Here is a 24,778-nt window from a genome sequence, read left to right as displayed (position 1 = left end):
GACGGTCCGGCTCGTCGCCTCCCGTCGCCGCCCCGGTGGTAGGTCGTGCGGGCGGTGGCCGGCGGTTCCCCGACGGCGGTTCGTGCACCGTCAGGCCAGGTCCGCCAGCACGATGATGTTGTCCGTCCAGTGGCCGTCCGAGCCGATCCGGCCACCGCAGGTGATCAGCCGGAGCGCGGGCGCGGGTGTGTCGCCGTACACCTGCTCGGTCGGGAAGCGGTCCTTGGCGGCCTGGAGCAGCTCGCGGACCTTGAAGTCCACGGTGCCGCCGTCCGCGCGCCGGATCCGGATGAGGTCGCCGGGGCGCAGTTTCGGCAGCTGCTTGAAGACCGCCGGGCCGTGCACGGTGTCGTAGTGCCCGATGAGCACGGCGGGGCCGGCTTCGCCGGGGGTGGGGCCGTTGCGGTACCAGCCGACCTCCTCGCCCCGGTCGGCCGGCGGCACCTCGACCGTGCCGTCGGGGTTGAGGCCGAGGTCGGTCACCGGTGCGTCCACTCCGACGGAGGGCACCAGCAGGCGGGTCGGCGGCGAGGAGGCGTACGGCTTCGGGGCGGTGGGCGCGGTGCCGGTCGTGGCCGGGGCGCCCGGGGAGCCCGGGGCCGCCGCCGGGGTGTCGGCGCCGGTGCCGTGCCCGGAGGTCTCGACCCGCACCACCGGGGTCTCCCGGCCGGACAGCGCGAGCGAGGTGCCGAGCACCAGGCAGAGCAGGCCCGCGGTGCCGAAGGCGGTACGGCGCAGCGGGCCGGGGCCGGGCCGGGCGGCGCGTCGGCGCCCCCGCCGGTGGCCCGGGGCGCGTCGGTGGCTGTCGGTCCCCGCCACCGGGGCGGCCCCGGCGCCGCTTCCCCGACTGGCCGGGTACGGGGAAGCGGCGCCGGGGTGCCCGGCGGACTCGGGACCGGTGTCAGCCGCGCGCACCGGAGCGGCGGCGCAGGAGGGCGAAGCCCAGGCCCGCGGCGCCGACGGCCGCGACGGTGCCGCCACCGGCGAGCATCAGGCCGGAACCGTCGGAGGCGGTGGAGCCGTCACCGGCCTGCGCGGCGCCCTTGGGCACCTCGCGGACCTGCGGCTGGGCGCCGCCGGGGGCGGCCGGGGCCGGGGCTGCGCCCTTCGGGGCGGCCACGGCCGGCGAGGCCTCGGGCTTCGGGGCGGCGGAGGGCGCGGCGGGCGCGGGCGGGGCGGTCCGCACCGCGGCGTCGCCGGCCGGGGCGGCGGAGGGCGCGGCCGGCTTCGGCGCGCCGTCGGCCCAGGCCTGCCCGCCGGTGACGGTGGCCAGCAGCGCGGCGCCGGTCAGGGCGCAGGCGGCCAGGACGCGGCGGGCGGGGGAGTGGTGGGTACGGCTCCTGCTCATACGGGGTGTCTCCATCGTGCGTCGGTCGGTGGGTGGTGGCCGCCGGTCCGCGGTGCGGTCCGCGGTGCGGTTTCGCGGGCCCCGGCGGGCCGGTGTCGCGGGACGTCCGTCGTCGGCGCCGGACGCGTACGTCCTCGTCGCGGACGCCCTCCGGCCGCTTCACCCGGTTCGACGGGTTCGGCCGGTGGCGTCGGGGATGACGCTAGGAGGGCCGTGTCGCGGTCCTCGGCCGGTCGTGTCACGGCCGCCCATCGGCTGCGTAACGGTGCGGACGGGGCCTCCGGAAAGCCCGACGCTGCCTCCACCCCTGCCCTGCCCTACCGCCCCGATCGCAGGCGGCGGAGCGTCCAGCCCGGGCCGAGCGGCCGGGTGTGGGCGGTGAAGAGTTCGGCGGCGCGGCGGTAGGAGAGGCGGGCGTGGCCGGTGTACGGGCAGCGGTCGCGGTCGGGGGTGCCGGCGGGGGCGCGGCGGTCGGTGAGGAAGAGCGGGCCGGTGGCGCGGCCGGCGACCAGGAGGGGGAGCAGCCGGGCGGTGCCGGACTGCCAGTGCACCGGGGTGCCGGGCGGGCGGGTGCGGCGGCGGGGCGGGTCGAGGTGGTCGGTGTCCAGGGCGAGGACGGTCTCGATCGCGGCGCCGGACTCGTGCAGCAGGTGCCAGAGCGCCTGCTCGCGCAGCGGCGCGCGGAGGGCGAACAGGGCGCGCAGGTCCTCGGGGCTCAACGGACCGGTGGCCGTGGCGGGTTCGGGCAGCGGGCGGGGGAGCAGGCCGGTGGTCGGGTCGCCGTCGAGCCAGCCGCGGGCCCGCCACCAGGCCACGGCCGCGCGCAGGGTGGAGAGCTCCCGGTTGAGGGTGCGCGGGTCGGTGTCGGCGCCGCGCCGGGCGACCGCGGCGCGGAGCCGCTCGGCGGCGTCGGGGTGGTCGAGCAGGGCGAGCGGCAGGACGGGCGGCCGGGCCCGTCGCCGTTCGGGGCCGGTGGGGGCGGGCCGGTCGGCGAGTGCCCAGGCCCAGGTGTCCAGTGCGATCCGGTAGATCCGCCGGGAGCCGTCGGCGAGCCCGGAGGCGGCCAGGTAGCGCTCGACGGCGACGGCGTACTCGACCGGTGGGAGTGCTGTCGCGGTTCCTGTCACGATCGCCTTCTTCCGAAATCCAAGTGCCGCAGTAAATCACTGTTCCGGGACATCTGAACCATAGTCGCTGGGCGCAGTAAACGGCAGGTGGAGAGCCATAGAGGTGTGAATTTACTGCGGTAGGTCGAATCCTCGTCGAATTGATTCCCAAAGGCTCAACTTTTTTCCCGCAATCCCTTGAATCCGCCCTCCGTAGACGCGCAGACTTTCTGCACATGGCAGTGCAGACCGAACGGATCCCGGCCCGCCGAAGGCGCCCGGGAGACCGGCTCGCCGTGTTCGGCGAGCGCGAGTTCACGTGGTTCTTCCTGGGGTACACGACCTCCCTGATCGGCTCCTCGATGGCGCCGGTCGCGGTCGCCTTCGCGGTGCTCGACGGCGGTGGTGGTGGAAGCGGCAACGGCGGAGGGGGCACCGCCCTGGGGTGGGTGATGGCGGCCCGGATCCTCCCCGTGGTGCTGGTGCTGCTGGCCGGCGGGGCGATCGCGGACCGGCTCGGCAGCCGCCGGGTGATGCTGGGCTCGGACCTGTTGCGCGGCGTGGTCCAGGCGCTGTTCGCCGGGCTGCTGGCGGCCGGGCACGCCCCGGTCTGGGCGATGGTCGCGCTGGTGGCGGTCTGGGGGGTCGGCGAGGGGCTGTTCATGCCGGCCTTCGGCGCGATCGTGCCCGACCTGGTGCGCCGTACGGGACTGGTGGCGGACGCCAACGCCCTGCTGGGGCTGGCCCGTTCGGTGTCCACCGTGGTCGGCCCCGCCACCGCCGGCCTGGTCACCGCCGCCTGGGGCCCGGCGACGGTGCTGCTGGCCGACGCGGTGACGTACGGCATCGGCGCTTTCGCGCTGGCCAGGCTGCGGCTGCCGGTGCGGGCGGCGGCCGGCGAGGGGTCGATGGTCCGGGACCTGCGGGCCGGCTGGTCGGAGTTCGCCTCCCGCCCGTGGCTGTGGGTCACCACCGTGCAGATGGGCCTGTTCAACCTGCTGGTCTGGGCCCCCTTCCTGGTGCTCGGCCCGCTGCTCGCGCAGCGGGACCTCGGCGGCGCCCGCGCCTGGGGCCTGGTGATGGGCGTCTACGGCGCCGGCGCGGTGCTGGGCGGCCTGCTGGTGCTCGGCCGGTCTCCGGCCCGCCCGCTCGCGGTGGCGTCCCTGGCGGCGCTGGCCTGGGCGCTGCCCTCCGCGGCGCTCGCGGCCGGGGCGGGGCTGCCCTGGGTGGCCGCCGGCGCACTGGTGGCCGGGGTCGGCTCGGCGGTCTGCGGGACGCTCTACGGCACCACCACCCAGAAGTGGGTGCCGGTGGAACTGCTCGGCCGGGTGACGGCCTTCGGCGTGCTGGGCTCCTTCGCCCTCGGCCCGCTCGGGCTGGCGGCGGCCGGTCCGCTGGCGGGCCGGTTCGGCGCGGACACCGTGCTGCTGATCGGAGCGGTCTGGCAACTGGCGGCCGGGGCCGTAGTGTTGGCCGTACCGGCGGTACGTGACCGTCGCTGGGAGGAGGGCCCGGACAGCTGACCAACCCCTCGGACGGCTCCGGGGCGCACCCCCGGCCCACCGCGCACCGCGCCCGGCCGGCCCCGGAGCGCAACCGGCTGCCCCACCCGCGCACGTACGCCTCCGCGGCGGGCGGGGCGGCCGACCCGGTCGTACGGTGGAGGACGGGGGTGACGGAGGAGGTCGATCATGCCCGGCTCGCTCACCATCAGCCATCACGGGTCCGCGGTCACCCTGGACCACGCGGACGCGGAGCGGCTCGCCACCGTACTGGCGGACCTGGCGTACCTGCTGGAGATCCCGGGGCCGAACCGGATCAACGACGAACAGCTCGCCGTGCTGTGCGAGGGCCGCGCCCCGGACCGCGCCGAGCTGGTGCACTGGTGCGCGTCGAACGCGCGCGGACTGAAGGGGCAGTTCTGACCGGAGCCGCCCGGGCCCGGGCCGCGGACCGTCCGCACCCGGGCCGCCCGCCGGAGCCCTCGGCCCGTTCGCCGGAGCCCGTTGTCCGCCCGCCCGAGCCCGCTGCCGGCCCGCCCGAGCCCGTGGATCGCGCGCCGTGGCCTGTCGGCCGCCCGCCGTACGATGGCGCGCGGGGCGGGGACGCCCCCCGGACGCCGGGGTGGCCGGCGGCCGGTCCGGCGGAGGGTGGGGGCCCGAACGTGCCGCAGTCCTGGTCGATGTCCTGGCTGACCGTGCCCACGCCGCTGCCCAGCGGGCCGATGCACGTCGCGGTGACCCCGCTCGGTGTGGTGTCGGCCGGCTACCGGGGGCCGCGCGAGGGCGAGGCGCCGCCGTGCACCGACGAGTCGAAGATCGCCGCCGTCACCGAGCGGATCGGCGCCTACCTGGCGGGCCGCACCCGCGACCTGGGCCTGCCGATCGACTGGAGCCTGAGCTCCGGCCCGCACCGCGCGGTGCTGCAGGCGCTCTGGCGCGAGGTGCCGTACGGCCGGACCATCACCTACGGCGAACTGGCCGCCCGCAGCGGGGTGTTCGAGGATGTGACGGAGCCCGGCCTGGCCGCCCGCACGGTCGGGCAGATGATGGCCGCCAACCCCGTCCCCCTGCTGGTGCCCTGCCACCGGGTGGTGGCGGCGGACGGGATCGGCGGCTTCGGCGGCGGCCGGGTCGGGATCGAGGTGAAGCGCTGGCTGCTCACCCTGGAGGGCGTGCTGGAGCCGACCCTCGACTGGAACGGCCCGCTCTAGGGCCGCGGCCGCTCACCGGTGCAGCGCCCGGACCAGTGACACCCGTCCCGGCGCCCGGCGCTGCAGCACCGGCCGGATGCCGGACACCAGCGTGTACTCGATGCCGCGCACGTCCGGTTCCGCCCCCGGGTACTCCGGCCGCTCCCCGAGCGCCAGCCGCACCGCGTCCCACGGCAGGTTGAGGCCGCACAGCCGCAGCTGGTGGAGCCCGGCGGCGGGGCGGGTGTTGACGTCGATGACCACCGGCCGGCCGTCGAAGCGGCGGAACTGCACGTTGGACAGGTACGCCATGCCGGTCGCCCGGACCAGCCGCCGGACCGGGTCCAGGTAGCACTCCTCGGTGGTGAAGCCGCGGCGGCGGCCCTCCTTGGTGCGCCCGACCGCGGTGAGCGGGCCGCCGTCCCGGTCGGCGAGGCAGTCCACCGAGACCTCCGGTCCGTCCAGGTAGGGCATCACCAGCAGGTCCACCGGCTCGCCGTCCGGACCGCCCTCGGCCAGTGCCGCGGCCACCTGATCGACCTGCACCCGGGGGTCCCAGCCGGTCAGCCGCCGCGCTCCGTACGGTTCCCGGGTGAGCACCCGGAAGCCGGCGCCGCCCGCACCGGCGGTGGGTTTGAGGCAGGCGGTGTGCCCGGCGTCCTCGATCCGCTCGACGGCGTCCCACAGCTCGCCGGGGGTGCGCACCCGCCACCAGGGCGGGGTGGGCAGGCCGGCCCCGGCGATCACCGCGTAGCCGTCGGCCTTGCTGGTGAAGGCCGCTATCGCGGTGGCCGGCGGGCAGAGCAGCGCGGTGCCGATCGCCTCGAACTCCGGCCGGGCGAGGGCGAGGGCGAGCTGGTGCAGCTGCGGGACGAAGACGTCGACGGCGTGCCGGGCGCAGTAGTCCAGCGCGTAGCTGACGTAGCCGTCCGCCGGCAGGTCGGCCGGCTCGGCGCTGCCGTGGTCGGCGGCGGCGAGCACGGGGGAGTCCGGGTCGCCGTGGGTCGCGTGGACCACCACCGGGCGCGGGGCGGCGCGCAGTTGTTCGATGAAGAAGACGTTCTCGGCGTAGGTGCGGTTCAGCCAGACACGTACGGGTGCACTCATGTGACCCTCTCGGGAAGAGAGTTGACGAAGGGTCAGGGCACCCTAGCGGCCTGTTCGAACGGTCCGGACGGCGGGGGCGCCGCCTGTGGATCGTGGCGCGGGGTGGCGCGGTTCGGGGCGCGGATGGGGGAGGATGGGGCGCCGCGCTCCGAGTTGTTCGAATGGACGGTCGAACAGATATCGATCGGGTGATCTATTCGTACTATTTGTTTAGGCATTCCGAACCACTCGAACGAGTGATTGCGGGGCACCCTTGGCAGGGCCCACCATGAAGCTGCAACACGCATGTGCAAGGCGACACTTCATCGGGATATGCGAAGGGCTCCCCCATGTCGACCGAAACCAATGCCGGAATTCCCGCGCCCAGTGCGCAGTCGGAGATCCGGCAGCAGCAGAGTCTGAGCACGGCCGGCGCGCGGAACCTCGCGACGACCACCAAGTCCGCGCCCCAGATGCAGGGCATCAGCCCGCGCTGGCTGCTCAGGAAGCTGCCCTGGGTGCAGGTGTCCGGCGGCACCTACCGGGTGAACCGCCGCCTGCGCCACTCGGTCGGCCGCGGCCGGGTGGGTTTCGTCAAGACCGGTGCCGAGGTGCGGATCGTCGCGCCCACGCTGGCCGAGGTGCCGGTGCTGCGCGGGTTCCAGGACGAGGCCGTGCTGGAGGAGCTGGCCTCGCGCTTCGTGCAGCGGGAGTTCGCCCCGGGCGACGTGCTGGTCCAGGCCGGCGCCCCGATCACCGAGGTGTTCCTGATCGCGCACGGCAAGCTCGACCGGCTGGGCACCGGCAAGTACGGCGAGGAGACGGTCGTCGGCACCCTCGCCGACGGCGACCACCTCGGCGACGAGGCGGTCCGGCAGGACGGCGGCGCCTGGCCGTACACCGTCCGCGCCGCGACGGCCGGCACCGTGATGACGCTGTCCTGGCCCGCCTTCCAGGAACTGCACGACCGCTCCGAGGCGCTCCAGCTCCAGATCATCGAATACCTGAACGGCTTCCAGCAGGCGCAGAACAAGCACGGCGAGGCCGCGATCGACCTCTCCGCCGGCCACCAGGGCGAGTACGAGCTGCCCGGCGCCTTCGTGGACTACGAGCTCAAGCCGCGCGAGTACGAGCTCAGCGTCGCGCAGACCATCCTCAAGGTGCACAGCCGGGTCGCCGACCTCTACAACCAGCCGATGAACCAGACCGAGCACCAGCTGCGGCTGACCATCGAGGCCCTGCGCGAGCGCCAGGAGCACGAGCTCGTCAACAACCCCGACTTCGGGCTGCTCGGCAACGCCGCGTACGACCAGCGCTTCCAGACCCACTCCGGCCCGCCCACCCCGGACGACATGGACGAGCTGCTCAGCCGCCGCCGCGGCACCAAGCTGTTCCTGGCCCACCCCCGGGCCATCGCCGCCTTCGGCCGGGAGCTCAACAAGCGCGGCCTCTACCCGGACACGGTCGAGGTCGACGGCAAGCAGATCCAGTCCTGGCGCGGCGTCCCGGTCTTCCCGTGCAACAAGATCCCGATCGTCGGGAGCACCAGCTCGATCCTCGCGATGCGAATCGGCGAGGACAACCAGGGCGTCATCGGCCTCCACCAGACCGGAATTCCGGACGAATACCAGCCGAGCCTTTCGGTGCGGTTCATGGGAATCGACGACAAGGCCATCATTTCCTACCTGGTGAGCGCCTACTACTCCGCCGCGATCCTGGTGCCGGACGCGGTCGGCGTCCTGGAGAACGTGGACATCGCGCAGTACTGACGGTTCGCACGGCCGGTCGCGGCGCCGCGCCGTCGTGCCGTCCGCCGGGGCCGCCCATCCGGCCCCGGCGGACGGCGGCCCCGGCGCGTACGGACCCGGCCGGTACGACCCCGGTGCGTACCGACCCCGCCGGCACGGGCCCGGCCGGGGCGAGGCGCGACCGCGCCCGGCACCGCAGCGCAACTCCGGTCCGCCGTCGGCGGGCCGTCCCACGACAGGCGCCCGACAGGGGGAGAGACCCATGACGAGTCCCACGCTGGAGCGGGACCACAAAGAGGGGCACGAGGCGGCGGACATCCTCGCCCGGACCCGCGCCCTGGTCGACCCGGTCCTGCGGGCCGCCGTCGACTCGCTGCCCGGCACCATGCGCAAGGTGTCCGGCTACCACTTCGGCTGGTGGGAGGCGGACGGCACCCCCGCCGAGGCCCCCGCCGGCAAGGCGATCCGGCCGGCCATGGTCCTCGCCGCCACCCAGGCCCTGGGCGGCAGGCCCAACGAGGCCGTCGCCGCGGCCGCCGCGGTGGAGCTGGTGCACAACTTCACCCTGCTCCACGACGACGTCATCGACCGGGACGACACCCGGCGCCACCGGCCCACCGCCTGGCGGGTGTTCGGCACCACCGAGGCCATCCTGGCCGGCGACGCCATGCACTCCCTCGCGCTGCGCCTGCTCGCCGAGGACACCCACCCGGCCGCCCAGGGCTCGATCCGCCGGCTCGCCGACTGCGTGGTCGAGCTCTGCGAGGGCCAGCAGATCGACTGCGCCTTCGAGCGGCGCGACGACGTCTCGCTGCCCGAGTGCCTGGCGATGGCGGAGGCCAAGACCGGCGCGCTGCTCGGCGCGGCCTGCTCGATGGGCGCCCTGTACGGGGGCGCCTCCGAGGAGGCGGCGCAGGCGCTGGACGGCTTCGGCCGGGAGATCGGCCTGGCCTTCCAGCTGATCGACGACCTGATCGGCATCTGGGGGGATCCGGCGGTCACCGGCAAGCCGGTCGGCGCGGACCTGGTCGCCCGGAAGAAGTCGCTGCCGGTGGTCGCGGCGCTGGGGTCCGGCACCGTGGACGGCAAGCGGCTGGCCGAGCTGTACGCGATCGAACGCCCGCTGAGCCCCGAGGAGTTGGCGCAGTGCGCGGCGGCCGTCGAGGCGGCCGGCGGGCGTGGCTGGGCGCAGGGCGAGTCCTGCGAGCGGATGGCCACGGCGATGGCGCAGCTGGCCGCCGCGGTCCCGGAGCCGGCCGCGGCCGACGAGCTGCTGGCGCTCGCCGAGCTGGTCACCCGCCGCACGCACTGAGCGGGCCGCCCGGGCCGGACGCGTCCCCGGGCCTCTCCCCGGTGCCTCCCCGGGAGTGGGAAGTCGGCCCGGCCGGCTCCCCACTCCCGGCCGCCTCCACGGCCCGGCCGACCTCGCCGTCAGCCGAAGGCGGCCAACAGCCGCCGCTCCTTGGCGGGTTCGATGCCGTGCCGCACCGCCGTCCCCGGCCGCCCCTTGCGCCCCTCGGCGTCGGTGTCCTCGACCGGCCCGCGCGTCCGCAGCCACTCCCAGGTGTCCCGCGCCGTCTCGGCGAACGGCCGGCAGCGCAGCCCGGCCGCCTCCGCCCGGCCGGTGTCGGCCAGCCAGACGCCCGCCAGCTCGGGCAGGTCCGGTGCCCAGAGCGGGAGTTCGGTCCACCAGACGACCCGGTCCGGCCCCTCGGCGAGCAGCGGCCCGTCCGGGACCCGGACCAGCTCGGTGTCCGCGGCGCCCGCCACCTCCCGGCAGGTCTCCAGCCACTCGCCGAAGCGGAGCCGCCCCGGCGGCGCCGTCGTGACGAACCGCCCCGCCGTCCCGGCCGTCAGCAGGTCCAGCCCGAAGCCGGCGAAGTCCCGGACGTCGATCACCTGCATGGTCCGCCGCGGATCCCCCGGGGCGAGCACCCGCCCGCCGCGCGCCATCCGCTCCAGCCACCAGGGCAGCCGGCCGCCGAACTCGTACGGCCCGACGAGCAGCCCGCTGTTCAGCACCAGCGTGCGCCCGGCGCCGAACCCCGCCAGCACGGCGCGCTCGCAGCCGGCCTTCAGGGCGTTGCCGGGCGGCTGGTCGGGCGGGGTGTCGGCGGGGCAGGGGTGCGGTGCGGAACCCTCGTCGACCACGTGGGCGGGCCAGTCGGCGAAGGCGTGCACGGAGGAGACGAAGGTGTAGTGCCCGGCCCGCCCGCGCAGCAGCCGGGCGCTGAGCGCGGCCTGGGCGGGCTGCTGGGCGGAGGTGTCGACGACGGCGTCCCAACTGCGGCCGTCGACCAGCCGGGCGAGGTCCCCGGCGCTGTCGCGGTCGCCCCGGACGGCCTCGACACCGGGCAGGTCGGCGGCGCTGCGGCCGCGGTTGAAGGTGGTCACCCGGTGGCCCCTGGCGAGGGCCTCGGCAGCGTAGGCCCGTCCGAGGAAGGACGAGCCCCCAAGCAGGAGGATCTTCATACCGACGACCCTCTCCCGGCCGCCCCGCCGGTACGCCCGGATCAGCGCACAGCAGATCCCGGCGGGCGGAAGCCGCGCGGCGTCCGGTCCGACATGCCGCCCCACCCGGCCCCGCTTAGCATCCGAGGTGTACCGCGGTCGGCGACCGAACCCCGGCCCGGTGCGCGCCCCGCACGGCGGACCCGCCCGCCGCGCTGGCACCGACGGCCCGCCGGCGTCGAGCGTCCCACCGGTGCCGCGCCGGCGCCGCCGCCCCCGCCGACCGGCCGCCCGCCCCGGACGAAGGACCCGTGATGAACCAGCCCGAGCTGGAGGCCCTGGCCGCCGACGCGTACGTCTACGGCTACCCGCTGGTCGCCGGCCTCACCATGGTCGAGCGCTTCGACCGCGGTGGCCTGGGCACCCTGCCGGCGGCGCCGTTCAACCACCTCAGCCACGCCACCCGGCTGGCCGGTCCGGCCGACCGCTTCGTCTCGGTCAACAACGACACGGTCTACTCGATCGCCCAGCTCGACCTCTCCGAGGGCCCGCAGGTGCTGCGCGTCCCGGACACCGCCGGCTCCTACTACGTGCTGCAGATCATCGACGCCTGGACGGACAACGTCGCCTACCTCGGCCGCCGGGCCACCGGCACCGGCGCGCAGACCTGGCTGATCGTCCCGCCCGGCTGGCACGGCACCCCCGCGGACCCCGACCGGGTGATCGAACTGCCGACCACCGTCGGCACCCTCGTCGGCCGCTTCGCCTGCGCCGGCCCGGACGACTTCCCCCGGGTCCGGGCCCTCCAGGCCGCCCTCGCCCTGGAACCGCTGGAACCCGGAGGCCTGGTCGCCGGACTCCCCGAACCGGACGCGGACGTCCCCGAGCGGCTGGCCTTCTTCGAGCGGCTGCGGGTCTGGATGCAGGCCTTCCCGCCCGCCACCGCCGACATCGAGTACCAGCGCCGCTTCGCCCCGCTCGGCCTGCTCGACGACGGCGCCTCGCCGTACCGCGCGGCCGCCGCCGAATGGACACTGGCGCTGGCCAAGGGCCTGGCCGCCGGCCGCGAACGGGTCGAGGACGCCACCCGCCCGCCCGAGGACCACCCGCCCGGCGAGTGGCGCAGCGCCCTCCACCTCTTCGACTACAACACCGACCACCTGGGCCCCGGCACCCTCGACGACCCCGAGTGGCGCATCCCCGACCGCCGCGCCGCCTACCTCAGCCGGGCCGCCGCCGCCCGGGCCGGCCTCTGGGGCAACCACGCCTACGAGGCCTCGTACGCGATGACCTACGACGACTCCGACGGCCGCCCCCTCACCGGCCTCCACGACTACACCCTGCACTTCGACCAGCCGCCCCCGGCCGGGGCGTTCTGGTCCGTCACGATGTACTCCGTCCCGGACTACTACCTGGTGGAGAACCCGATCGACCGCTACTCGATCGGCGACCGCACCCCAGGACTGGTCCACGACGAGGACGGCTCCCTCACCCTGACCCTCCGGCACGACCAGCCCGAGGACCCGACCGCCGCCGCCAACTGGCTCCCCACCCCACCCGGCGAGTTCCGCCCCATCCTCCGCATCTACCAACCCGAACCCGCCGTCCTGGACGGCACCTACCAAGTCCCCCCGATCCACCGCCTCTGACTCCCCCCGGGCCCACCCCGCCCCGCCGCCCCTGGACCCCAACCCGCCGCCACCCCGGCCCCTACCGCGCCCGCTGCGCCGCCGCCCCGGACCCCAACCCGCCGGCACCCCGGCCCCTAACCACGCACACCCCGCAAGCCGCGCTGCCCCCGGGACCCCGTCGCGCGCGCTCCGCCGCCACCCCAGCTCCCACCCCCGCACGCCCCGCCGCCCCTCGATTCCCACCCCCGCCGGCCCCAGACCCCAGCCCGCCAGCAAACCGGATCCCGCCGCGCACGCTGCGCCGCCATCTCGGACCTACCGCGCACACCCCGCGTGCCGCGCTGCCACCCCGGCCCCTGCCGTGCCCGCCCCGCCGCCACCCACCTCGGGCCCCACCCCGCAAGCCCCGCCAGCACCTCGGATCCCGCCGCGCACGAGAAGTCGGGTGGGCCGACTTCTCGCGCGCCCGTGCCCTCCGGGTGCCGGCCGGGAGGGAGGGCTGCCGCGTTTGCGCGGGCCGTTAGTGCTGCGACGGGGAGGCCGTTGCCGTGCCCGTCGGATGTGGCGAGGAGTTCGTGGCCGTGCCCGAGGGCGACGGGGACGCGGTGGGTGCCGCCGTGGGCGAGGTGGTGGTGGAACCGCTGGGCGCCGGTGTCGCCGGCGTCGAGGACGGTGTCGACGACGGTGACGGATCGGCCGGGGAGGAGGCGGAGCCGCCACGGTTGTGCGGCCCGCCCTCCAGGGTGACCACCGCCTGGGAGGGCGGCAGCGCGATCCGGGCGGTCCAGTGGGTCGTCGGCGCCTGGTCCTCGTCCACGGTGACGATCACGGTGATCCGCTGGCCGGGCGCCAGGGTGCCGGCGTCGCGGCTGAGCCGGAGCCAGTCGGCGTCCGTCACCGCGTGCCAACGGATCTCCGTGGCGCCGGAGTTGGTGAGGGTGAGGATGGTCCGGCTGCCGTACTCGCCGGCCTCGACGGTGAGCAGCCCGGCCGGGGCCGGCTCGCCGGTGCCCGTCGCGGAGGCCTGGTCGGCAGCCGGGGCCGGTGCGGCGACCAGGGTCGGGCTGCTGAGCGGGGTGGCGCCGTGGGCCGGGACCGGGATGGCCGCGCCCTGGAAGGTGAGCCGCGGAAAACCGGGAGGCAACGTTTCTGCATCGCTTCCGCGGGCACCGCCCGCGACCATCCCGGGCCCGGCCCCCGCCAGCTCCATCCCGGGCATGCCGGGCGCACCCGCCCCAGCCGGGCCGTCCACCGCGGGCCGGGGCCGCTGCCCGGTCGGCTGTACGGCCGCGTCCACCCGTACCGCCGACACCGAGGCCGCCGACCCCGACCCGACACCGCCCCGGTGCCCGGCCCAGAGAGCGATCACCGGCGCCGCCAGTACGGCCGCCAGCACGCCGGTGGTCACCACCCGCCGACGCACCGCCAACCCGCGCCCCGCGTCCGGCGCCCGGTGCCGGGGGAAGCCGCTCTGGTCGAACCGCAGCCCCGGCTCCGCGCCCCGAGCACCCGCTACCCGAGGACCCACAGCCCGAGCGGCCGCCGCCGGAGCGGCCGCCCCGCCGGTGGCCGCGACGGCCCCGAGGAGGTCCGCCGGAGCCCGCAGCAGCGCCAACCCGGACAGCCCCGCCGCCCCCGCCGTACCCTCCGCCGCCTCGCCCGCGGCCACCCGCCCCGCCGTCCCCCGGCAGGTCGGGCAGTCCACCACGTGCTGCACCAGCTCCCGGCGCAGCGCCGGACCGAGTACCCAGTCCCGCCAGGACTCCGCCCCGGCCCCGCCGAGCCGGTCCAGTTCCGGGCAGCTGCCCACGCCGAGCACCAGCAGCGCCGCCCTGGTCCGGGCGACCTCGGCCTCGGCCCCGGCCAGCAGCGCGCGGGTCCGTTCGAACGGCTGGCCCAGTACGGCCGCCACTTCGAGCGGGGTCAGCCGGTGCCGGACGGAGAGTTCCAGCGCCTCGCGCTGTTCCGGGTCGGTGCCGGCCGCCTCGGGCCAGGCGAGCGAGGAGAGCTCGCGCCGCCGTCGGGCCGCCTCGGCCTCGCCGGGCTCGGCCGGGGCGGTCCGCCCGGCCTCGGCACCGGTCGGACCCGGGGCGTCGCCGGCGAGCCGGCGCAGACAGCAGTACCGGGCGAGGGAGAACAGCCAGGCGCGCAGCAGCCCGGGCTCGGCCAGCCGGGCGCCGTGCCGTCGCGCCAGCTCGCGGACCTCGCGCAGGGCGTCGGCGGCCGCGTCGTGCTCGCAGAGCACCGAGAGGCAGTAGGTGAACAGGCCGTCCACCTGCCGGTCGTACGCCGCGAGCACGGCGGCGGCCCGCACCCCGGCCGACCCGGCGGACCCGCCGGACCCGCCGGACCCGGCAGGTCTACCCGACCTGCCCGGCCTGACCGATCGGGTCGACCGGGTAGGCCCGTCCGGCCCCACAGTTCTCGTCGTCACCCGTCCGACGGTAGAGAACGCGGACGGCTGACCCCGGCCATTCGCCGCGTATGTACTTCTTTCGGGTAACAACATCGCCCATCTGTGTGGACGCGCGGTCGGCCCGCCCGCGGACCCTGGTCGCCGGCCCCGACCCGGCCCCGCCTGCGGACCGCCGTTGTCGGACCCGGACGCTACGGTGGGCGGCATGCCTCCGCGTTCCAAGACCACCGCCAAGCCCCGCCCGGCGTACCGCTGCACCGAGTGCGGCAACCAGCTGCCCAAGTGGGTCGGCCGCTGCCCGGAGTGCAACGCCTGGGGCACGGTCGAGGAGTACGGCGCGGTGCCGATCCGCACCACGGCCGCCGGCCCGGTCAGCGCGCCCGCCCGCCCGATCGCCCAGGTGGACGGCCAGGTCGCGACGGCCCGTTCGACGGGCGTGCCGGAGCTGGACCGGGTGCTCGGCGGCGGCCTGGTGCCCGGCGCGGTGGTGCTGCTGGCCGGCGAGCCCGGCGTCGGCAAGTCCACCCTGCTGCTGGACGTCGCCGCCAAGGCGGCCACCGCGCAGCACCGCACGCTCTACGTCACCGGCGAGGAGTCGGCCGGCCAGGTCCGGCTGCGCGCGGACCGGATCAACGCCCTCTCCGAGCACCTCTACCTCGCCGCCGAGCAGGATCTCGGCGCGGTGCTCGGGCACATCGAGGCGGTCAACCCCGGCCTGCTGATCCTGGACTCGGTGCAGACCATCGCCTCCGCCGAGCTGGACGGCGCCCCCGGCGGCCCGGCCCAGGTCCGCGAGGTGGCGGGCGCGCTGATCCGGGCGTCGAAGGAGCGCGGCATGGCCACCCTGCTGGTCGGCCACGTCACCAAGGACGGCCAGATCGCCGGTCCGCGCCTGCTGGAGCACCTGGTGGACGTGGTGCTGAGCTTCGAGGGCGACCGGCACGCCCGGCTGCGGCTGATCCGCGGGGTCAAGAACCGCTACGGCGCCACCGACGAGGTCGGTTGCTTCGAGCTGCACGACGAGGGCATCGTCGGCCTGGCCGACCCGTCCGGTCTCTTCCTGACCAGGCGTGACAAGCCCGTCCCGGGCACCTGCCTCACCGTCACCCTGGAGGGCAAGCGCCCGCTGGTGGCCGAGGTGCAGGCACTGATGGTGGATTCGCAGATCCCCTCCCCGCGGCGCACCACCTCGGGCCTGGAGTCCCCCCGGATCGCGATGATCCTGGCCGTGGTCGAGCGGCACGGCGGGGTGAAGCTCGGCAAGCAGGACATCTACACCGCGACGGTCGGCGGGGTGAAGCTGACCGAGCCCTCCGCGGACCTCGCGGTGGCGCTCGCGGTGGCCAGCTCCTCCACCGACACCCCGCTGCCCAGCAACCTGGTGGCGATCGGCGAGGTCGGCCTGGCGGGCGAGGTACGGCGGGTGACGGGTGTGCAGCGGCGGCTCGCCGAGGCGCACCGGCTGGGCTTCACCCACGCCCTGGTCCCGCCGGACCCGGGCAAGGTGCCGCCGGGCATGAAGGTGGTCGAGGTGGCCGACATCGGCGAGGCGCTGCGGGCCATCCCGGGCCGCCGCCGTTCGGCCGCCAAGCCGCGCACCGAGCCGCGCGGTGAGGCACCGTCGGCGCCGCCGTCCCCGCGTTCCGCCCGGTCCGCGGACCGCCCGGCGGCGTACCCCGAGGAGCTGATGGACGGCTGGGAGCCGCTCGACTCCGACGAACTGCGCTGACCCAAGCCCTGCCGAGGCCACACACAGTTAGACTTTCCCCAGTCTCATTGGCCAGAAGGCAGTACCGAGCGGTACTGAGCGACAGAGCAACAGACCGCGGACCGGCGCACGGCGTGAGGCGCGCGGCACGGGTCGACCGGAGGAGTCACGTGGCAGCCAGCGACCGGGGGGCGGACAAGGCCTCCCGCGAGGAGGCCCTGCTGCGGGCCTCCCTCACCGCCATCGCGCCCGGTACCGCGCTTCGTGACGGCCTGGAGCGGGTCCTGCGGGCCAACACCGGCGGTCTGATCGTGCTGGGCTTCGACCGGACCGTCGAGTCCCTGTGCACCGGCGGCTTCGTCCTGGACGTCGAGTTCAGCGCCACCCGGCTGCGCGAGCTGTGCAAGCTGGACGGCGCGGTGGTGCTCGACAAGGACATCACCAAGATCGTCCGGGCCGGCGTGCACCTGATGCCGGACTCGACCATCCCGACCGACGAGACCGGCACCCGCCACCGCACCGCCGAGCGGGTCAACCGGCAGACGGGCTACCCGGTGGTCGCGGTCTCGCACTCGATGCGGCTGATCGCGATGTACGTCAACGGCACCCGCCGGGTGCTGGAGGACTCCACCACCGTCCTGTCCCGCGCCAACCAGGCGCTGGCCACCCTGGAGCGCTACAAGCTGCGCCTGGACGAGGTGGCCGGAACGCTCTCCGCGCTGGAGATCGAGGACCTGGTGACGGTCCGGGACGTCACCGCCGTGGCCCAGCGCCTGGAGATGGTCCGGCTGATCGCCACCGAGATCGCCGGCTACGTGCTGGAGCTCGGCATCGACGGCCGACTGCTCTCGCTGCAGCTGGACGAGCTGATCGCGGGCGTGGAGCCGGAGCGCGAGCTGGTCGCCCGGGACTACTTCCCGGAGCGGGCCGCCAAGAAGGGCCGGACGGTCACCGAGGTGCTGGCCGACCTGGAGGCGCTCACCCACGCCGAGCTGCTGGACCTCCAGACCGTCGCCAAGGCGCTCGGCTACTCGGGCTCGCCGGAGTCGCTGGACTCGGCCGTCTCGCCGCGCGGCTACCGCCTGCTGGCGAAGATCCCGCGCCTGCCCAACACGGTCATAGAGCGCCTGGTCGAGCACTTCGGCGGCCTCCAGAAGCTGCTCGCCGCGAGCATCGACGACCTGCAGACCGTCGAGGGCGTCGGCGAGACCCGTGCCCGCTCGGTCCGCGAGGGCCTGTCCCGCCTTGCCGAATCGTCCATCCTGGAGCGCTACGTCTGACCGGACGCGCCACCGTACGGACACCCGAACACCGCGACGGCCCCCGGGGAACCTCCCCGGGGGCCGTCGCGCGTCCGTACCGCACCCCGGCCCGCCCCGCGCACCCCGCCCGCGTCCGCCGTCCGCCCCGCCCGGCACCCCGGACACGGCGGAGCCCCCGGCCGAGCGACGGCCGGGGGCTCCGAGGGAAGGTGACCGGTTCTCAGCCGTCCAGCCGGATCGAGGCCCGCGCCGAGACCTTGTCCCCGGAGAGCCCGGTGAGCTCCGCGAGCACCACGTAGGTGCCGCTCGGCGGCGGCGTCTGGTCGGCGGTCGCGCACTGCGGCTTGCTGCGGCTGCGGTCCCAGGTGAAGGTCTCGGTCTGGTTGCCGTTCGCGCCGAGCTGCACCCAGATGCTGCCCTTGTCGGTCGGGCAGTCGCCGGAGGACCAGACCCGGTCGTTGTTGCTGCCGCTCACCGTGATCACGGAGGCGGTGCGGCCCAGGTCCACCCGGCAGTTGGTGCCGGAGGAGTTCTTGACCGTCAGCGCCAGCCGGGGCTTGTCCTTGGGCTGGTACGAGTTCTGGGTGCCGGCCAGCTCCAGCGCCACCTGCGAGGAGGCGCAGACCGGCAGCGCCATGACCTCGGGGGTGTTGACCGGCGGAGCGCCGCCGCCCGTACCGCCGGAGCCGCCCGTGCCGCCACCGGTGCCGCCGCCGGTCGCCGGCGCGGCGCCGCCCCCGGGGGCCGGGTTGGCCCCGCCGGCGCCGGTGCCGCCGCTGAGGTTGACCTCGGTGCCGCCACCGCCCGCCACCGGTCCGCCCCCGGAGCCGCCGCCCGGGCGCGCCGCGGGGCCGCTCGGTGAGGCGCCGGGCGTGATCGCCTGAGCCGGTGTCTGGTTCTGGGACTGGGAGGGAACGGCCTGTGCGGCGTTGCCCGGTGAGCCGCCGTCACCGCCCCCGCCCTGATCGATCATCAGCCAGGCGATCAGGGCGACGACCGCCGCGACGGCGACGAGCACGATGACGCGCCGACGCCAGTAGATCGAGGCCGGCAGTGGTCCGACGGGTTGACGCAGAGAAGGCACGACCAAACTCTACGAGACTGTGTGTGGCGATTGACTCACCAACACCGCACAGTCGCCCCTTCCTTCACATGATCCGCCATTTGATCCGTTCGAGCGAGCCCCAATCGGACGATTTCCGGTCGGTCCGGAGCAGACTGATCCACTTCGGCCCGGTCGGCGGGCATGGGAGGATCGAAGGGCCATGACTGCCATCACCGCCCCTGCCACCGCCGCCGACGCCGCCCGGCCGCCGATGCCCCTGCCGCTGTTCCACTCGACCGTCCTGGACTGGTACGAGGCGAGCAAGCGGGACCTGCCCTGGCGGACCCCCGACGCCACGCCCTGGGCGGTCATGGTGAGCGAGTTCATGCTCCAGCAGACCCCGGTCAAGCGCGTGCTGCCCGCCTGGGAGGCCTGGCTCACCCGCTGGCCGACCCCGGCCGACCTCGCCGCCGACGCGCCCGGCGAGGCGGTCCGGATGTGGGGCCGGCTGGGCTACCCGCGCCGGGCGCTGCGCTTGCACGCGGCCGCGGTGGCGATCACCGAGCAGCACGACGGCGAGGTCCCGGACGACCACGCCACCCTGCTCTCGCTGCCCGGGGTGGGGGAGTACACCGCCGCCGCCGTCGCCTCCTTCGCCTTCCGCCAGCGGCACGTGGTGCTGGACACCAACGTCCGCCGGGTCTTCGCCCGCGCGGTGACCGGCGTCGAGTACCCGGCCCAGGCCACCACCGCCGCCGAGCGCCGCACCGCCACCGCGCTGCTGCCGGACGACGCCGAGACGGCCGCCACCTGGGCGGTCGGCGTGATGGAGCTGGGCGCGCTGGTCTGCACCGCCCGCGGCCCGGAGTGCGGGGACTGCCCGCTGTTCACCACCTGCGCCTGGCAGCGGGCCGGCCGCCCGCCGTACGAGGGCCCGGCCCGGCGCGGCCAGTCCTACGAGGGGACGGACCGCCAGGTGCGCGGCAAGCTGCTCGCGGTGCTGCGCGAGGCGCACGGGACGGTGCCGCAGGCCCGGCTGGACGCGGTCTGGCCGGACTCGGTGCAGCGGGCCCGGGCGCTGGACGGCCTGGTGGCGGACGGCCTGGTCGAGCCGGTCGAGCAGGGCGTCTACCGGCTGCCCCAGTAGGCGGCGGAACACGAGGGCGCCCCCGGGAGGTCCTCTCCCGGGGGCGCCTTCGTGCGCGGGGACCGTCAGACGGCCGCCGCCTCCAGCGAGGACTCGGCCGGAGCCTCGCCCTTGCCGGTGCCGCGCAGCGGCACCTCGCGGAGGAACACCGCCGCGGCGATCGCGATCACGGCCACCCCGGCGCCCCACAGGAAGACGGTGTGCATGCCGTTGGACACCGCGTGGTGGTAGGCGTCCTGGACGGGAGCGGGCAGTGCGCGCATCGCGGCCGGGCTCATCTGGCCCGGGTCCTTCGCGCCGCCCGCCGAGGCCTGCTCGCCGAGCCGCTCCTTCATGGTGTCGGCCACCCGGTTGTTGAACAGCGCGCCGAACAGCGCGACACCGAAGGAGCCGCCGATGGTGCGGAACAGGGTGGCGGTGGAGCTGGCCACGCCCATGTCCTTGAGCTCGACGCTGTTCTGCGCGACCAGCATGGTGATCTGCATCAGGAAGCCCATGCCGGCGCCGAGCACGACCATCCAGCAGGCCGAGGTGAAGCTGCTGGTCCCGACGCCCATGGTGGAGAGCAGGATCATGCCGCCGGTCATCACGATGGTGCCGATGATCGGGTAGATCCGGTACTTCCCGGTCTTGGTGACGGCCTGGCCGACCACCAGCGAGATCACCAGCATGCCGAACATCATCGGCATCAGCAGCAGGCCGGAGTTGGTCGCCGAGGCGCCCTGGACGATCTGCTGGTAGAGCGGCAGGAAGACGGTCGAGCCGAACATCACGAAGCCGACGATGAAGCCGATGATCGAGACCAGGGTGAAGTTCAGGTTGCGGAACAGGCTCAGCGGGAGCATCGGCTCCTCGACCCGCTGCTCCACGTAGCAGAAGGCGATCAGCGAGGCGGCGGAGAGCGCGGCCAGGCCGAGGATCTCCTTGGAGCCCCAGGCGTACTGCTGGCCGCCCCAGGTGGTGATCAGCACCAGCGAGGTGATGCCGACGGTGAGCAGGATGGCGCCCAGGTAGTCGATCTTGGCGGTGCTGCGGACCTTCGGCAGCTTCAGGGTGACGACGACAACGGCGAGTGCGACGACGCCGAGCGGCAGGTTGATGTAGAAGGTCCAGTGCCAGCTCAGGTGGTCGGTGATGAAGCCGCCGACCAGCGGGCCGCCGATGGTGGCGAGGGCCATCACCGCGGCGAACATGCCCTGGTACTTGCCGCGGTCGCGCGGCGGGACGAGCGCGCCCATGATCGACATGACGCCGACCATCAGTCCGCCGGCGCCCAGGCCCTGCACGGCGCGGAAGCCGATCAACTCGTTCATGTTCTGCGACAGGCCGGACAGTGCCGAGCCCACCAGGAAGATCACGATCGAGGTGAGGAAGGTGCCCTTGCGGCCGTACATGTCGCCGAGCTTGCCCCAGATCGGGGTGGAGGCGGCGGTCGCCAGGGTGTACGCGGTGACCACCCAGGACAGGTGCTCGGCACCGCCGAGGTCGCCGACGATGGTCGGCATCGCGGTGCCGACGATCAGGTTGTCGAGCATGGCCAGCAGCATGGTGACGACCAGGCCGACCATCACGAGGCGGATCTCGCGGGGCGACCGCGGCTGCTCCTCCTCGGTCGTCTTGTCCTCCGGCACCGGGCCGGCGGTCTTGGACTGTGACATGAGGTGGGGTCTCCCGGAGGGTGGTTCGGACGGAGCGTCGTGCCGTGCGGCGGCTCACTTACTTGTCGCCCGGCTAGTTTATCGACCGTCGGCACGGTAGGTTGTTTCCTAGCCGGTCGTCAAGCCAGTTTCCCGACCGGCCTTCTGGGCAGGGAGAATGGGCCCGGGGCGGACACCGCTCCGGGGTCCGCAGTAGTCACCGACGCAGTCATGAGGCAGGCCATGGGCACTCCGCACAGCCCCCGCAGCGACACCCGGGCTCGCATCATCGAGGTGTCACTGGAGCTCTTCGCCGAGCAGGGCTACGAGCAGACCTCACTGCGCGAGATCGCCGACCGCCTGGGCGTCACCAAGGCCGCGCTCTACTACCACTTCAAGACCAAGGACGACATCGTCCTCGGCATCGTCGAGCGGATGGCCGCGCCGATCGACGAGTCCATCGCGTGGGGCCGCAAGCAGGCCTGGAGCCCGGAGATGCGCGACGAGCTGATCCGCCGCTTCGCGGACGGGATGGCCGAGCGGGCCCCGCTGCTGCGCTTCTTCCACGAGAACCAGCCCGCGCTGCGCGAATCCCCGGCCGGGCTGGCCTTCCGGGACCGCATGATCACCATGATGCAGCTGGTGCACGGGCCGGGGGCGGACTTCCACGACCGGCTGCGGGCCGCGATGGCGCTGTTCACCGTCCACTCGTCGCTGTTCCTGCTCAAGCAGGACAAGGCGGACTGCGGCCACACCCCGAACGTGTGGGGCGAGCAGCCGCCCCCCGCCGGCCTGGACGAGGCGATCGGGGCGGCCCGGGACATCGCGCTGGAGATCGGCGCCGGGATCAGCCACCCCGCCCGCACCACCGGCTGAGGGCGCCGGTCCCGCAGGGCCCGGCGCCCGGGGCGGCTCAGAAGTCCGTGACGCCGTGCCCCGCCAGGTACGCGATCGGGTTGACCACCGCGCCGTAGCGGTTGCTGGTGCGGATCTCGAAGTGCAGGTGCGGGCCGGTCGAGTTGCCGGTGCTCCCGGACAGCCCGATCCGCTCGCCCGCGGACACCCGCTGGCCCGCCGAGACGGTGACCGAGGACATGTGGGCGTACTGCGCGAAGTGCCCGTCCGCCAGCCGCAGCACGACCTCCTTGCCGTACGCGCCGTCCCAGCCGGCCGACACCACGCTCGCGTCGCCGACCGCCAGCAGCGGCGTGCCCGGGGAGACCGCGAAGTCCACCCCGGTGTGGTACCCGGCGGCGTAGCTGCGGTTGGCCTTCCCGTACGGGTTGCTGGTCGGCGCGTTCGGCACCGGTGCCGACCACCCGGGAGTCGGCGCGGGCCCGGACTCCGGCGCGGGTCCGGCCTCCGGGGCCGGCTCGTCGGCGGGCTCCGGCTCCGGCTCCGGTGCCGGCGGTTCGAACGGCAGCAGGTTGGGCGCCACCGTCACGAACTCCTGTGCCGAGTCGCCGTCGTCGGGCAGCTTGTACGGGCTGGGGCCGGCCACCTGGACCAGCCCCGCGCTCGGCACCTCCGCCCGCGGCACGGTGAAGGCCGAGCTGCCCGGCGTGGTGGGCCGTACGGTCTGCGCCGAGGCGGTGCCCGGGGTGGCCACCAGCAGCACGCCGGCGAGCAGCGTGGCGACCGCTCCGGCCGAGGCCAGCGCGTGGTCGTGCTCGGCCCGCTGACGGCTGCCGGGCAGGGTGGTGTGCCGGGGCGCCCCGAGGGCGCGCAGCGGCGCGGCCTGGGTGCGGACGGCGTGGCCGATCCGGGGCTGCCAGACGGCGGCCCGGGCCGCCGCCTGGGCGGCGAGCCGGCGCAGGGCCGGCCCCACGGGTGGGACGGTGGACATCTGCCGTACCTCACGGATCGTACGAGGGCAGCACGAAGCGCCCGTTCGGGCGCGTGCTGAGCGGGGGACCACTCAGGTGTAACGGTCACCGGGCGGAGTCCCAAACGCGGTGATGTACTACGGCGTGTAGTCATCGTGGCGCCGGAGATTCAAACCGACGGAGCAATGATCATGAGATCGGATCGCGCATGACCGCTCCGGGCCGTCCGCCGCTTCCCCGGCCCCGCTACTACCGCCGGTCGTACCGTGCCGGAGGCCTGTGACCAGCACCACGCGCGGCCGGGGTTTCGCGCGCTCGAACCGCTTTCCGTCCGCACCGCTGACCGGTCCGGCCCGCTGCGGGACCATCGAGCCATGTATGGCAACAGGAGCGAAGACACCGACGCCGGTGACCGCCCGAGCCTGCCGGACCGCCGCTTCGCCGCCCTGCGCGGCTGCGAACGGCTGCTGTCCGGGGCCCGGCCGCAGAGCATCCGCGAACGCCTCGCCGACCTGGCCGGCCCGCCGCCGGGCGCCGCCCCCGACCCGGACGCTGCCGGTCCGGACGGAGCACCCGACCCGGACGCCGCCCCCGAGCCGCACGGCGCCCCCGACCTGGACGGCCGCCCGGACCAGTACGGCGACGGCGTGGTCCGCACCCTGGAGCACCGGGTCGCCGAGCTGCTCGGCACCGAGGACGCGGCCTTCTTCCCGACCGGCACGATGGCCCAGCAGATCGCCCTGCGGATCCACGCCGAGGCCGCCGGGTGCCGCACCGTGGTCACCCACCCGCTGGCCCACACCGACCGGCACGAGCGGCACGCGCTCGGCGTGCTGTCCGGGCTGCGCAGCCTCTGGCCGACCGACGAGCCGCGCCAGCCCACCGCCGAGGAGCTGCGGGCCCTGGACGAGCCCTACGCCGCGCTGAGCCTGGAGCTGCCGCTGCGCGACGCCGGGTTCGTGCTGCCCGGCTGGCCGGAGCTGGTGGAGCTGGCCGCGGTGGTGCGGGAGGAGCACGGCGCGGCGCTGCACCTGGACGGCGCCCGGATCTGGGAGTCCGCGGTCGCCCTCGGCCGGCCGCTGCCGGAGCTCGCCGGCCTGGCCGACTCGGTCTACGTCTCCTTCTACAAGACGCTCGGCGGGATCAGCGGCGCCGCGCTGGCCGGCCCGGGCGGCTTCGTCCGCACCGCCCGGGCCTGGCGGCACCGCTACGGCGGCCAGCTCTACCAGCAGTGGCCGTTCGCGCTCGCCGCGCTGGCCGGGCTGGAGCGCGAACTGCCGCGGCTGGCCGGGTACGTGGCGCACGCCCGGACGGTCGCCGGGGCGCTGGCCCGGGCGTTCGCGGCCGTCCCCGGTGCCCGGGTGCATCCGGCCCCGCCGCACACCCACCAGTTCCAGCTCTGGCTGCCGTACCCGGTCGGGGAGTTGGAGGAGGCCGGGCTGGGGCTGGCCGAGGACACCGGGATCGGGCTGTTCGGCGCCTGGCGCGCGGGCGGGCCGCCGGGGCTGTCGGTGACCGAGGTCACGGTCGCCGCGCCCGCCCTCGACTGGACCGCCGCCGACGTCGCGGTGGCGGCCGCCGCCTTCCTGGACCGGCTGCCGGACGTCCGGGCCTGACAAAGCGTCCGGCCCGCCCCCACGCGCTGCGGGGACGGGCCGGACGTGGAGTTGTCAGA

At 75.2% G+C, this 24,778-nt stretch carries 20 protein-coding genes; 11 read left to right on the top strand and 9 right to left on the bottom strand.

Features of this window, described 5'->3' with window-relative positions; all coding sequences use genetic code 11:
* Positions 1-90: 90 nt before the first annotated feature.
* The 3 genes from AMK13_RS08585 to AMK13_RS08575 all read right to left on the bottom strand — a co-directional run bounded on the left by AMK13_RS08585 (position 91) and on the right by AMK13_RS08575 (position 2,475).
* Entirely contained in the window at positions 91-819 is a 729-nt protein-coding gene (locus AMK13_RS08585; RefSeq protein WP_241852797.1) for a class F sortase, read from the bottom strand.
* A gap of 82 nt (positions 820-901) precedes the next feature.
* Entirely contained in the window at positions 902-1,348 is a 447-nt protein-coding gene (locus AMK13_RS08580) for a hypothetical protein (protein ID WP_079271955.1), read from the bottom strand.
* A 317-nt stretch (positions 1,349-1,665) separates the two neighbouring features.
* On the bottom strand, positions 1,666-2,475 hold the full coding sequence (locus AMK13_RS08575) for a hypothetical protein (protein ID WP_074001719.1): 810 nt from the start codon (positions 2,473-2,475) through the stop codon (positions 1,666-1,668).
* A gap of 215 nt (positions 2,476-2,690) precedes the next feature.
* Between AMK13_RS08575 and AMK13_RS08570 the strand changes: the two genes are divergently transcribed.
* The 3 genes from AMK13_RS08570 (at position 2,691) to AMK13_RS08560 (ending at position 5,167) form a co-directional block, all read left to right on the top strand.
* Positions 2,691-3,977 carry an MFS transporter gene (locus AMK13_RS08570; protein WP_074001718.1) on the top strand — a complete coding sequence of 429 codons (1,287 nt, stop codon included), beginning with the start codon at positions 2,691-2,693 and terminating at the stop codon, positions 3,975-3,977.
* 168 nt (positions 3,978-4,145) lie between these two features.
* Entirely contained in the window at positions 4,146-4,379 is a 234-nt protein-coding gene (locus tag AMK13_RS08565) for a hypothetical protein (RefSeq protein WP_049661653.1), read from the top strand.
* Between the two features lie 239 nt (positions 4,380-4,618).
* Positions 4,619-5,167, top strand: coding sequence for a methylated-DNA--[protein]-cysteine S-methyltransferase (locus AMK13_RS08560; RefSeq protein ID WP_274538673.1), 549 nt, complete (start codon positions 4,619-4,621; stop codon positions 5,165-5,167).
* A gap of 12 nt (positions 5,168-5,179) precedes the next feature.
* On the opposite strand, the gene AMK13_RS08555 is transcribed toward AMK13_RS08560, so the two are convergent.
* Entirely contained in the window at positions 5,180-6,253 is a 1,074-nt protein-coding gene (locus tag AMK13_RS08555) for an ATP-grasp domain-containing protein (RefSeq protein WP_074001716.1), read from the bottom strand.
* Between the two features lie 329 nt (positions 6,254-6,582).
* Here AMK13_RS08555 and AMK13_RS08550 point away from each other — a divergent pair, with 329 nt between their 5' ends.
* Both AMK13_RS08550 and AMK13_RS08545 read left to right on the top strand, forming a co-directional pair.
* Positions 6,583-8,001: a family 2B encapsulin nanocompartment shell protein gene (locus AMK13_RS08550; RefSeq protein WP_074001715.1), complete on the top strand. Its 1,419-nt coding sequence runs from the start codon at positions 6,583-6,585 to the stop codon at positions 7,999-8,001.
* Positions 8,002-8,242: 241 nt separating this feature from the next.
* A complete protein-coding gene (locus AMK13_RS08545; RefSeq protein ID WP_049657139.1) occupies positions 8,243-9,292 on the top strand; it encodes a family 2 encapsulin nanocompartment cargo protein polyprenyl transferase in 1,050 nt (349 codons plus the stop codon).
* Between the two features lie 119 nt (positions 9,293-9,411).
* Here the strand turns inward: AMK13_RS08545 and AMK13_RS08540 are convergent, their stop codons facing one another.
* Positions 9,412-10,452, bottom strand: coding sequence for an NAD-dependent epimerase/dehydratase family protein (locus AMK13_RS08540; RefSeq protein WP_074001714.1), 1,041 nt, complete (start codon positions 10,450-10,452; stop codon positions 9,412-9,414).
* A gap of 293 nt (positions 10,453-10,745) precedes the next feature.
* Between AMK13_RS08540 and AMK13_RS08535 the strand changes: the two genes are divergently transcribed.
* On the top strand, positions 10,746-12,080 hold the full coding sequence (locus tag AMK13_RS08535) for a DUF1254 domain-containing protein (RefSeq protein ID WP_074001713.1): 1,335 nt from the start codon (positions 10,746-10,748) through the stop codon (positions 12,078-12,080).
* 502 nt (positions 12,081-12,582) lie between these two features.
* Here the strand turns inward: AMK13_RS08535 and AMK13_RS08530 are convergent.
* Positions 12,583-14,376, bottom strand: coding sequence for a BACON domain-containing protein (locus AMK13_RS08530; RefSeq protein ID WP_074001712.1), 1,794 nt, complete (start codon positions 14,374-14,376; stop codon positions 12,583-12,585).
* A 307-nt stretch (positions 14,377-14,683) separates the two neighbouring features.
* On the opposite strand from AMK13_RS08530, the gene radA reads away from it, so the two are divergent.
* Entirely contained in the window at positions 14,684-16,207 is a 1,524-nt protein-coding gene (gene radA, locus AMK13_RS08525) for a DNA repair protein RadA (RefSeq protein ID WP_074002122.1), read from the top strand.
* A 200-nt stretch (positions 16,208-16,407) separates the two neighbouring features.
* Complete coding sequence (gene disA, locus AMK13_RS08520; protein ID WP_049659060.1) at positions 16,408-17,466, top strand: DNA integrity scanning diadenylate cyclase DisA; 1,059 nt, start codon at positions 16,408-16,410, stop codon at positions 17,464-17,466.
* A 202-nt stretch (positions 17,467-17,668) separates the two neighbouring features.
* On the opposite strand, the gene AMK13_RS08515 is transcribed toward disA, so the two are convergent.
* Positions 17,669-18,532, bottom strand: coding sequence for a hypothetical protein (locus tag AMK13_RS08515; protein ID WP_074001711.1), 864 nt, complete (start codon positions 18,530-18,532; stop codon positions 17,669-17,671).
* A gap of 181 nt (positions 18,533-18,713) precedes the next feature.
* Between AMK13_RS08515 and AMK13_RS08510 the strand changes: the two genes are divergently transcribed.
* Entirely contained in the window at positions 18,714-19,640 is a 927-nt protein-coding gene (locus AMK13_RS08510; protein ID WP_049652529.1) for an A/G-specific adenine glycosylase, read from the top strand.
* Positions 19,641-19,705: 65 nt separating this feature from the next.
* Here the strand turns inward: AMK13_RS08510 and AMK13_RS08505 are convergent, their stop codons facing one another.
* On the bottom strand, positions 19,706-21,298 hold the full coding sequence (locus AMK13_RS08505; protein WP_074001710.1) for an MDR family MFS transporter: 1,593 nt from the start codon (positions 21,296-21,298) through the stop codon (positions 19,706-19,708).
* A 222-nt stretch (positions 21,299-21,520) separates the two neighbouring features.
* On the opposite strand from AMK13_RS08505, the gene AMK13_RS08500 reads away from it, so the two are divergent.
* Positions 21,521-22,153, top strand: a complete 633-nt coding sequence (locus AMK13_RS08500; RefSeq protein ID WP_053112112.1) for a TetR/AcrR family transcriptional regulator — start codon at positions 21,521-21,523, stop codon at positions 22,151-22,153.
* Between the two features lie 37 nt (positions 22,154-22,190).
* Here the strand turns inward: AMK13_RS08500 and AMK13_RS08495 are convergent, their stop codons facing one another.
* Entirely contained in the window at positions 22,191-23,123 is a 933-nt protein-coding gene (locus AMK13_RS08495) for a M23 family metallopeptidase (protein ID WP_074001709.1), read from the bottom strand.
* 354 nt (positions 23,124-23,477) lie between these two features.
* Between AMK13_RS08495 and AMK13_RS08490 the strand changes: the two genes are divergently transcribed.
* Entirely contained in the window at positions 23,478-24,719 is a 1,242-nt protein-coding gene (locus AMK13_RS08490; RefSeq protein WP_074001708.1) for a threonine aldolase family protein, read from the top strand.
* Positions 24,720-24,778 lie beyond the last annotated feature (59 nt).

The organism is Streptomyces sp. CB02056, from assembly GCF_001905545.1.
Taxonomy (GTDB): domain Bacteria; phylum Actinomycetota; class Actinomycetes; order Streptomycetales; family Streptomycetaceae; genus Kitasatospora.
This window is presented reverse-complemented; position numbering and strand designations above follow the sequence as displayed.

What these genes read in the sequence shown, in the direction of transcription:
- AMK13_RS08580 (WP_079271955.1), bottom strand. Translation starts at nt 1,348, where the DNA reads ATGAGCAGGAGCCGTACCCACCACTCCCCCGCCCGCCGCGTCCTGGCC.
- AMK13_RS08535 (WP_074001713.1), top strand. Translation starts at nt 10,746, where the DNA reads ATGAACCAGCCCGAGCTGGAGGCCCTGGCCGCCGACGCGTACGTCTAC.
- AMK13_RS08555 (WP_074001716.1), bottom strand. Translation starts at nt 6,253, where the DNA reads ATGAGTGCACCCGTACGTGTCTGGCTGAACCGCACCTACGCCGAGAAC.
- AMK13_RS08545 (WP_049657139.1), top strand. Translation starts at nt 8,243, where the DNA reads ATGACGAGTCCCACGCTGGAGCGGGACCACAAAGAGGGGCACGAGGCG.
- AMK13_RS08495 (WP_074001709.1), bottom strand. Translation starts at nt 23,123, where the DNA reads ATGTCCACCGTCCCACCCGTGGGGCCGGCCCTGCGCCGGCTCGCCGCC.
- AMK13_RS08510 (WP_049652529.1), top strand. Translation starts at nt 18,714, where the DNA reads ATGACTGCCATCACCGCCCCTGCCACCGCCGCCGACGCCGCCCGGCCG.
- AMK13_RS08565 (WP_049661653.1), top strand. Translation starts at nt 4,146, where the DNA reads ATGCCCGGCTCGCTCACCATCAGCCATCACGGGTCCGCGGTCACCCTG.
- AMK13_RS08500 (WP_053112112.1), top strand. Translation starts at nt 21,521, where the DNA reads ATGGGCACTCCGCACAGCCCCCGCAGCGACACCCGGGCTCGCATCATC.
- radA (WP_074002122.1), top strand. Translation starts at nt 14,684, where the DNA reads ATGCCTCCGCGTTCCAAGACCACCGCCAAGCCCCGCCCGGCGTACCGC.
- AMK13_RS08505 (WP_074001710.1), bottom strand. Translation starts at nt 21,298, where the DNA reads ATGTCACAGTCCAAGACCGCCGGCCCGGTGCCGGAGGACAAGACGACC.
- AMK13_RS08540 (WP_074001714.1), bottom strand. Translation starts at nt 10,452, where the DNA reads ATGAAGATCCTCCTGCTTGGGGGCTCGTCCTTCCTCGGACGGGCCTAC.
- AMK13_RS08550 (WP_074001715.1), top strand. Translation starts at nt 6,583, where the DNA reads ATGTCGACCGAAACCAATGCCGGAATTCCCGCGCCCAGTGCGCAGTCG.
- AMK13_RS08490 (WP_074001708.1), top strand. Translation starts at nt 23,478, where the DNA reads ATGTATGGCAACAGGAGCGAAGACACCGACGCCGGTGACCGCCCGAGC.
- AMK13_RS08570 (WP_074001718.1), top strand. Translation starts at nt 2,691, where the DNA reads ATGGCAGTGCAGACCGAACGGATCCCGGCCCGCCGAAGGCGCCCGGGA.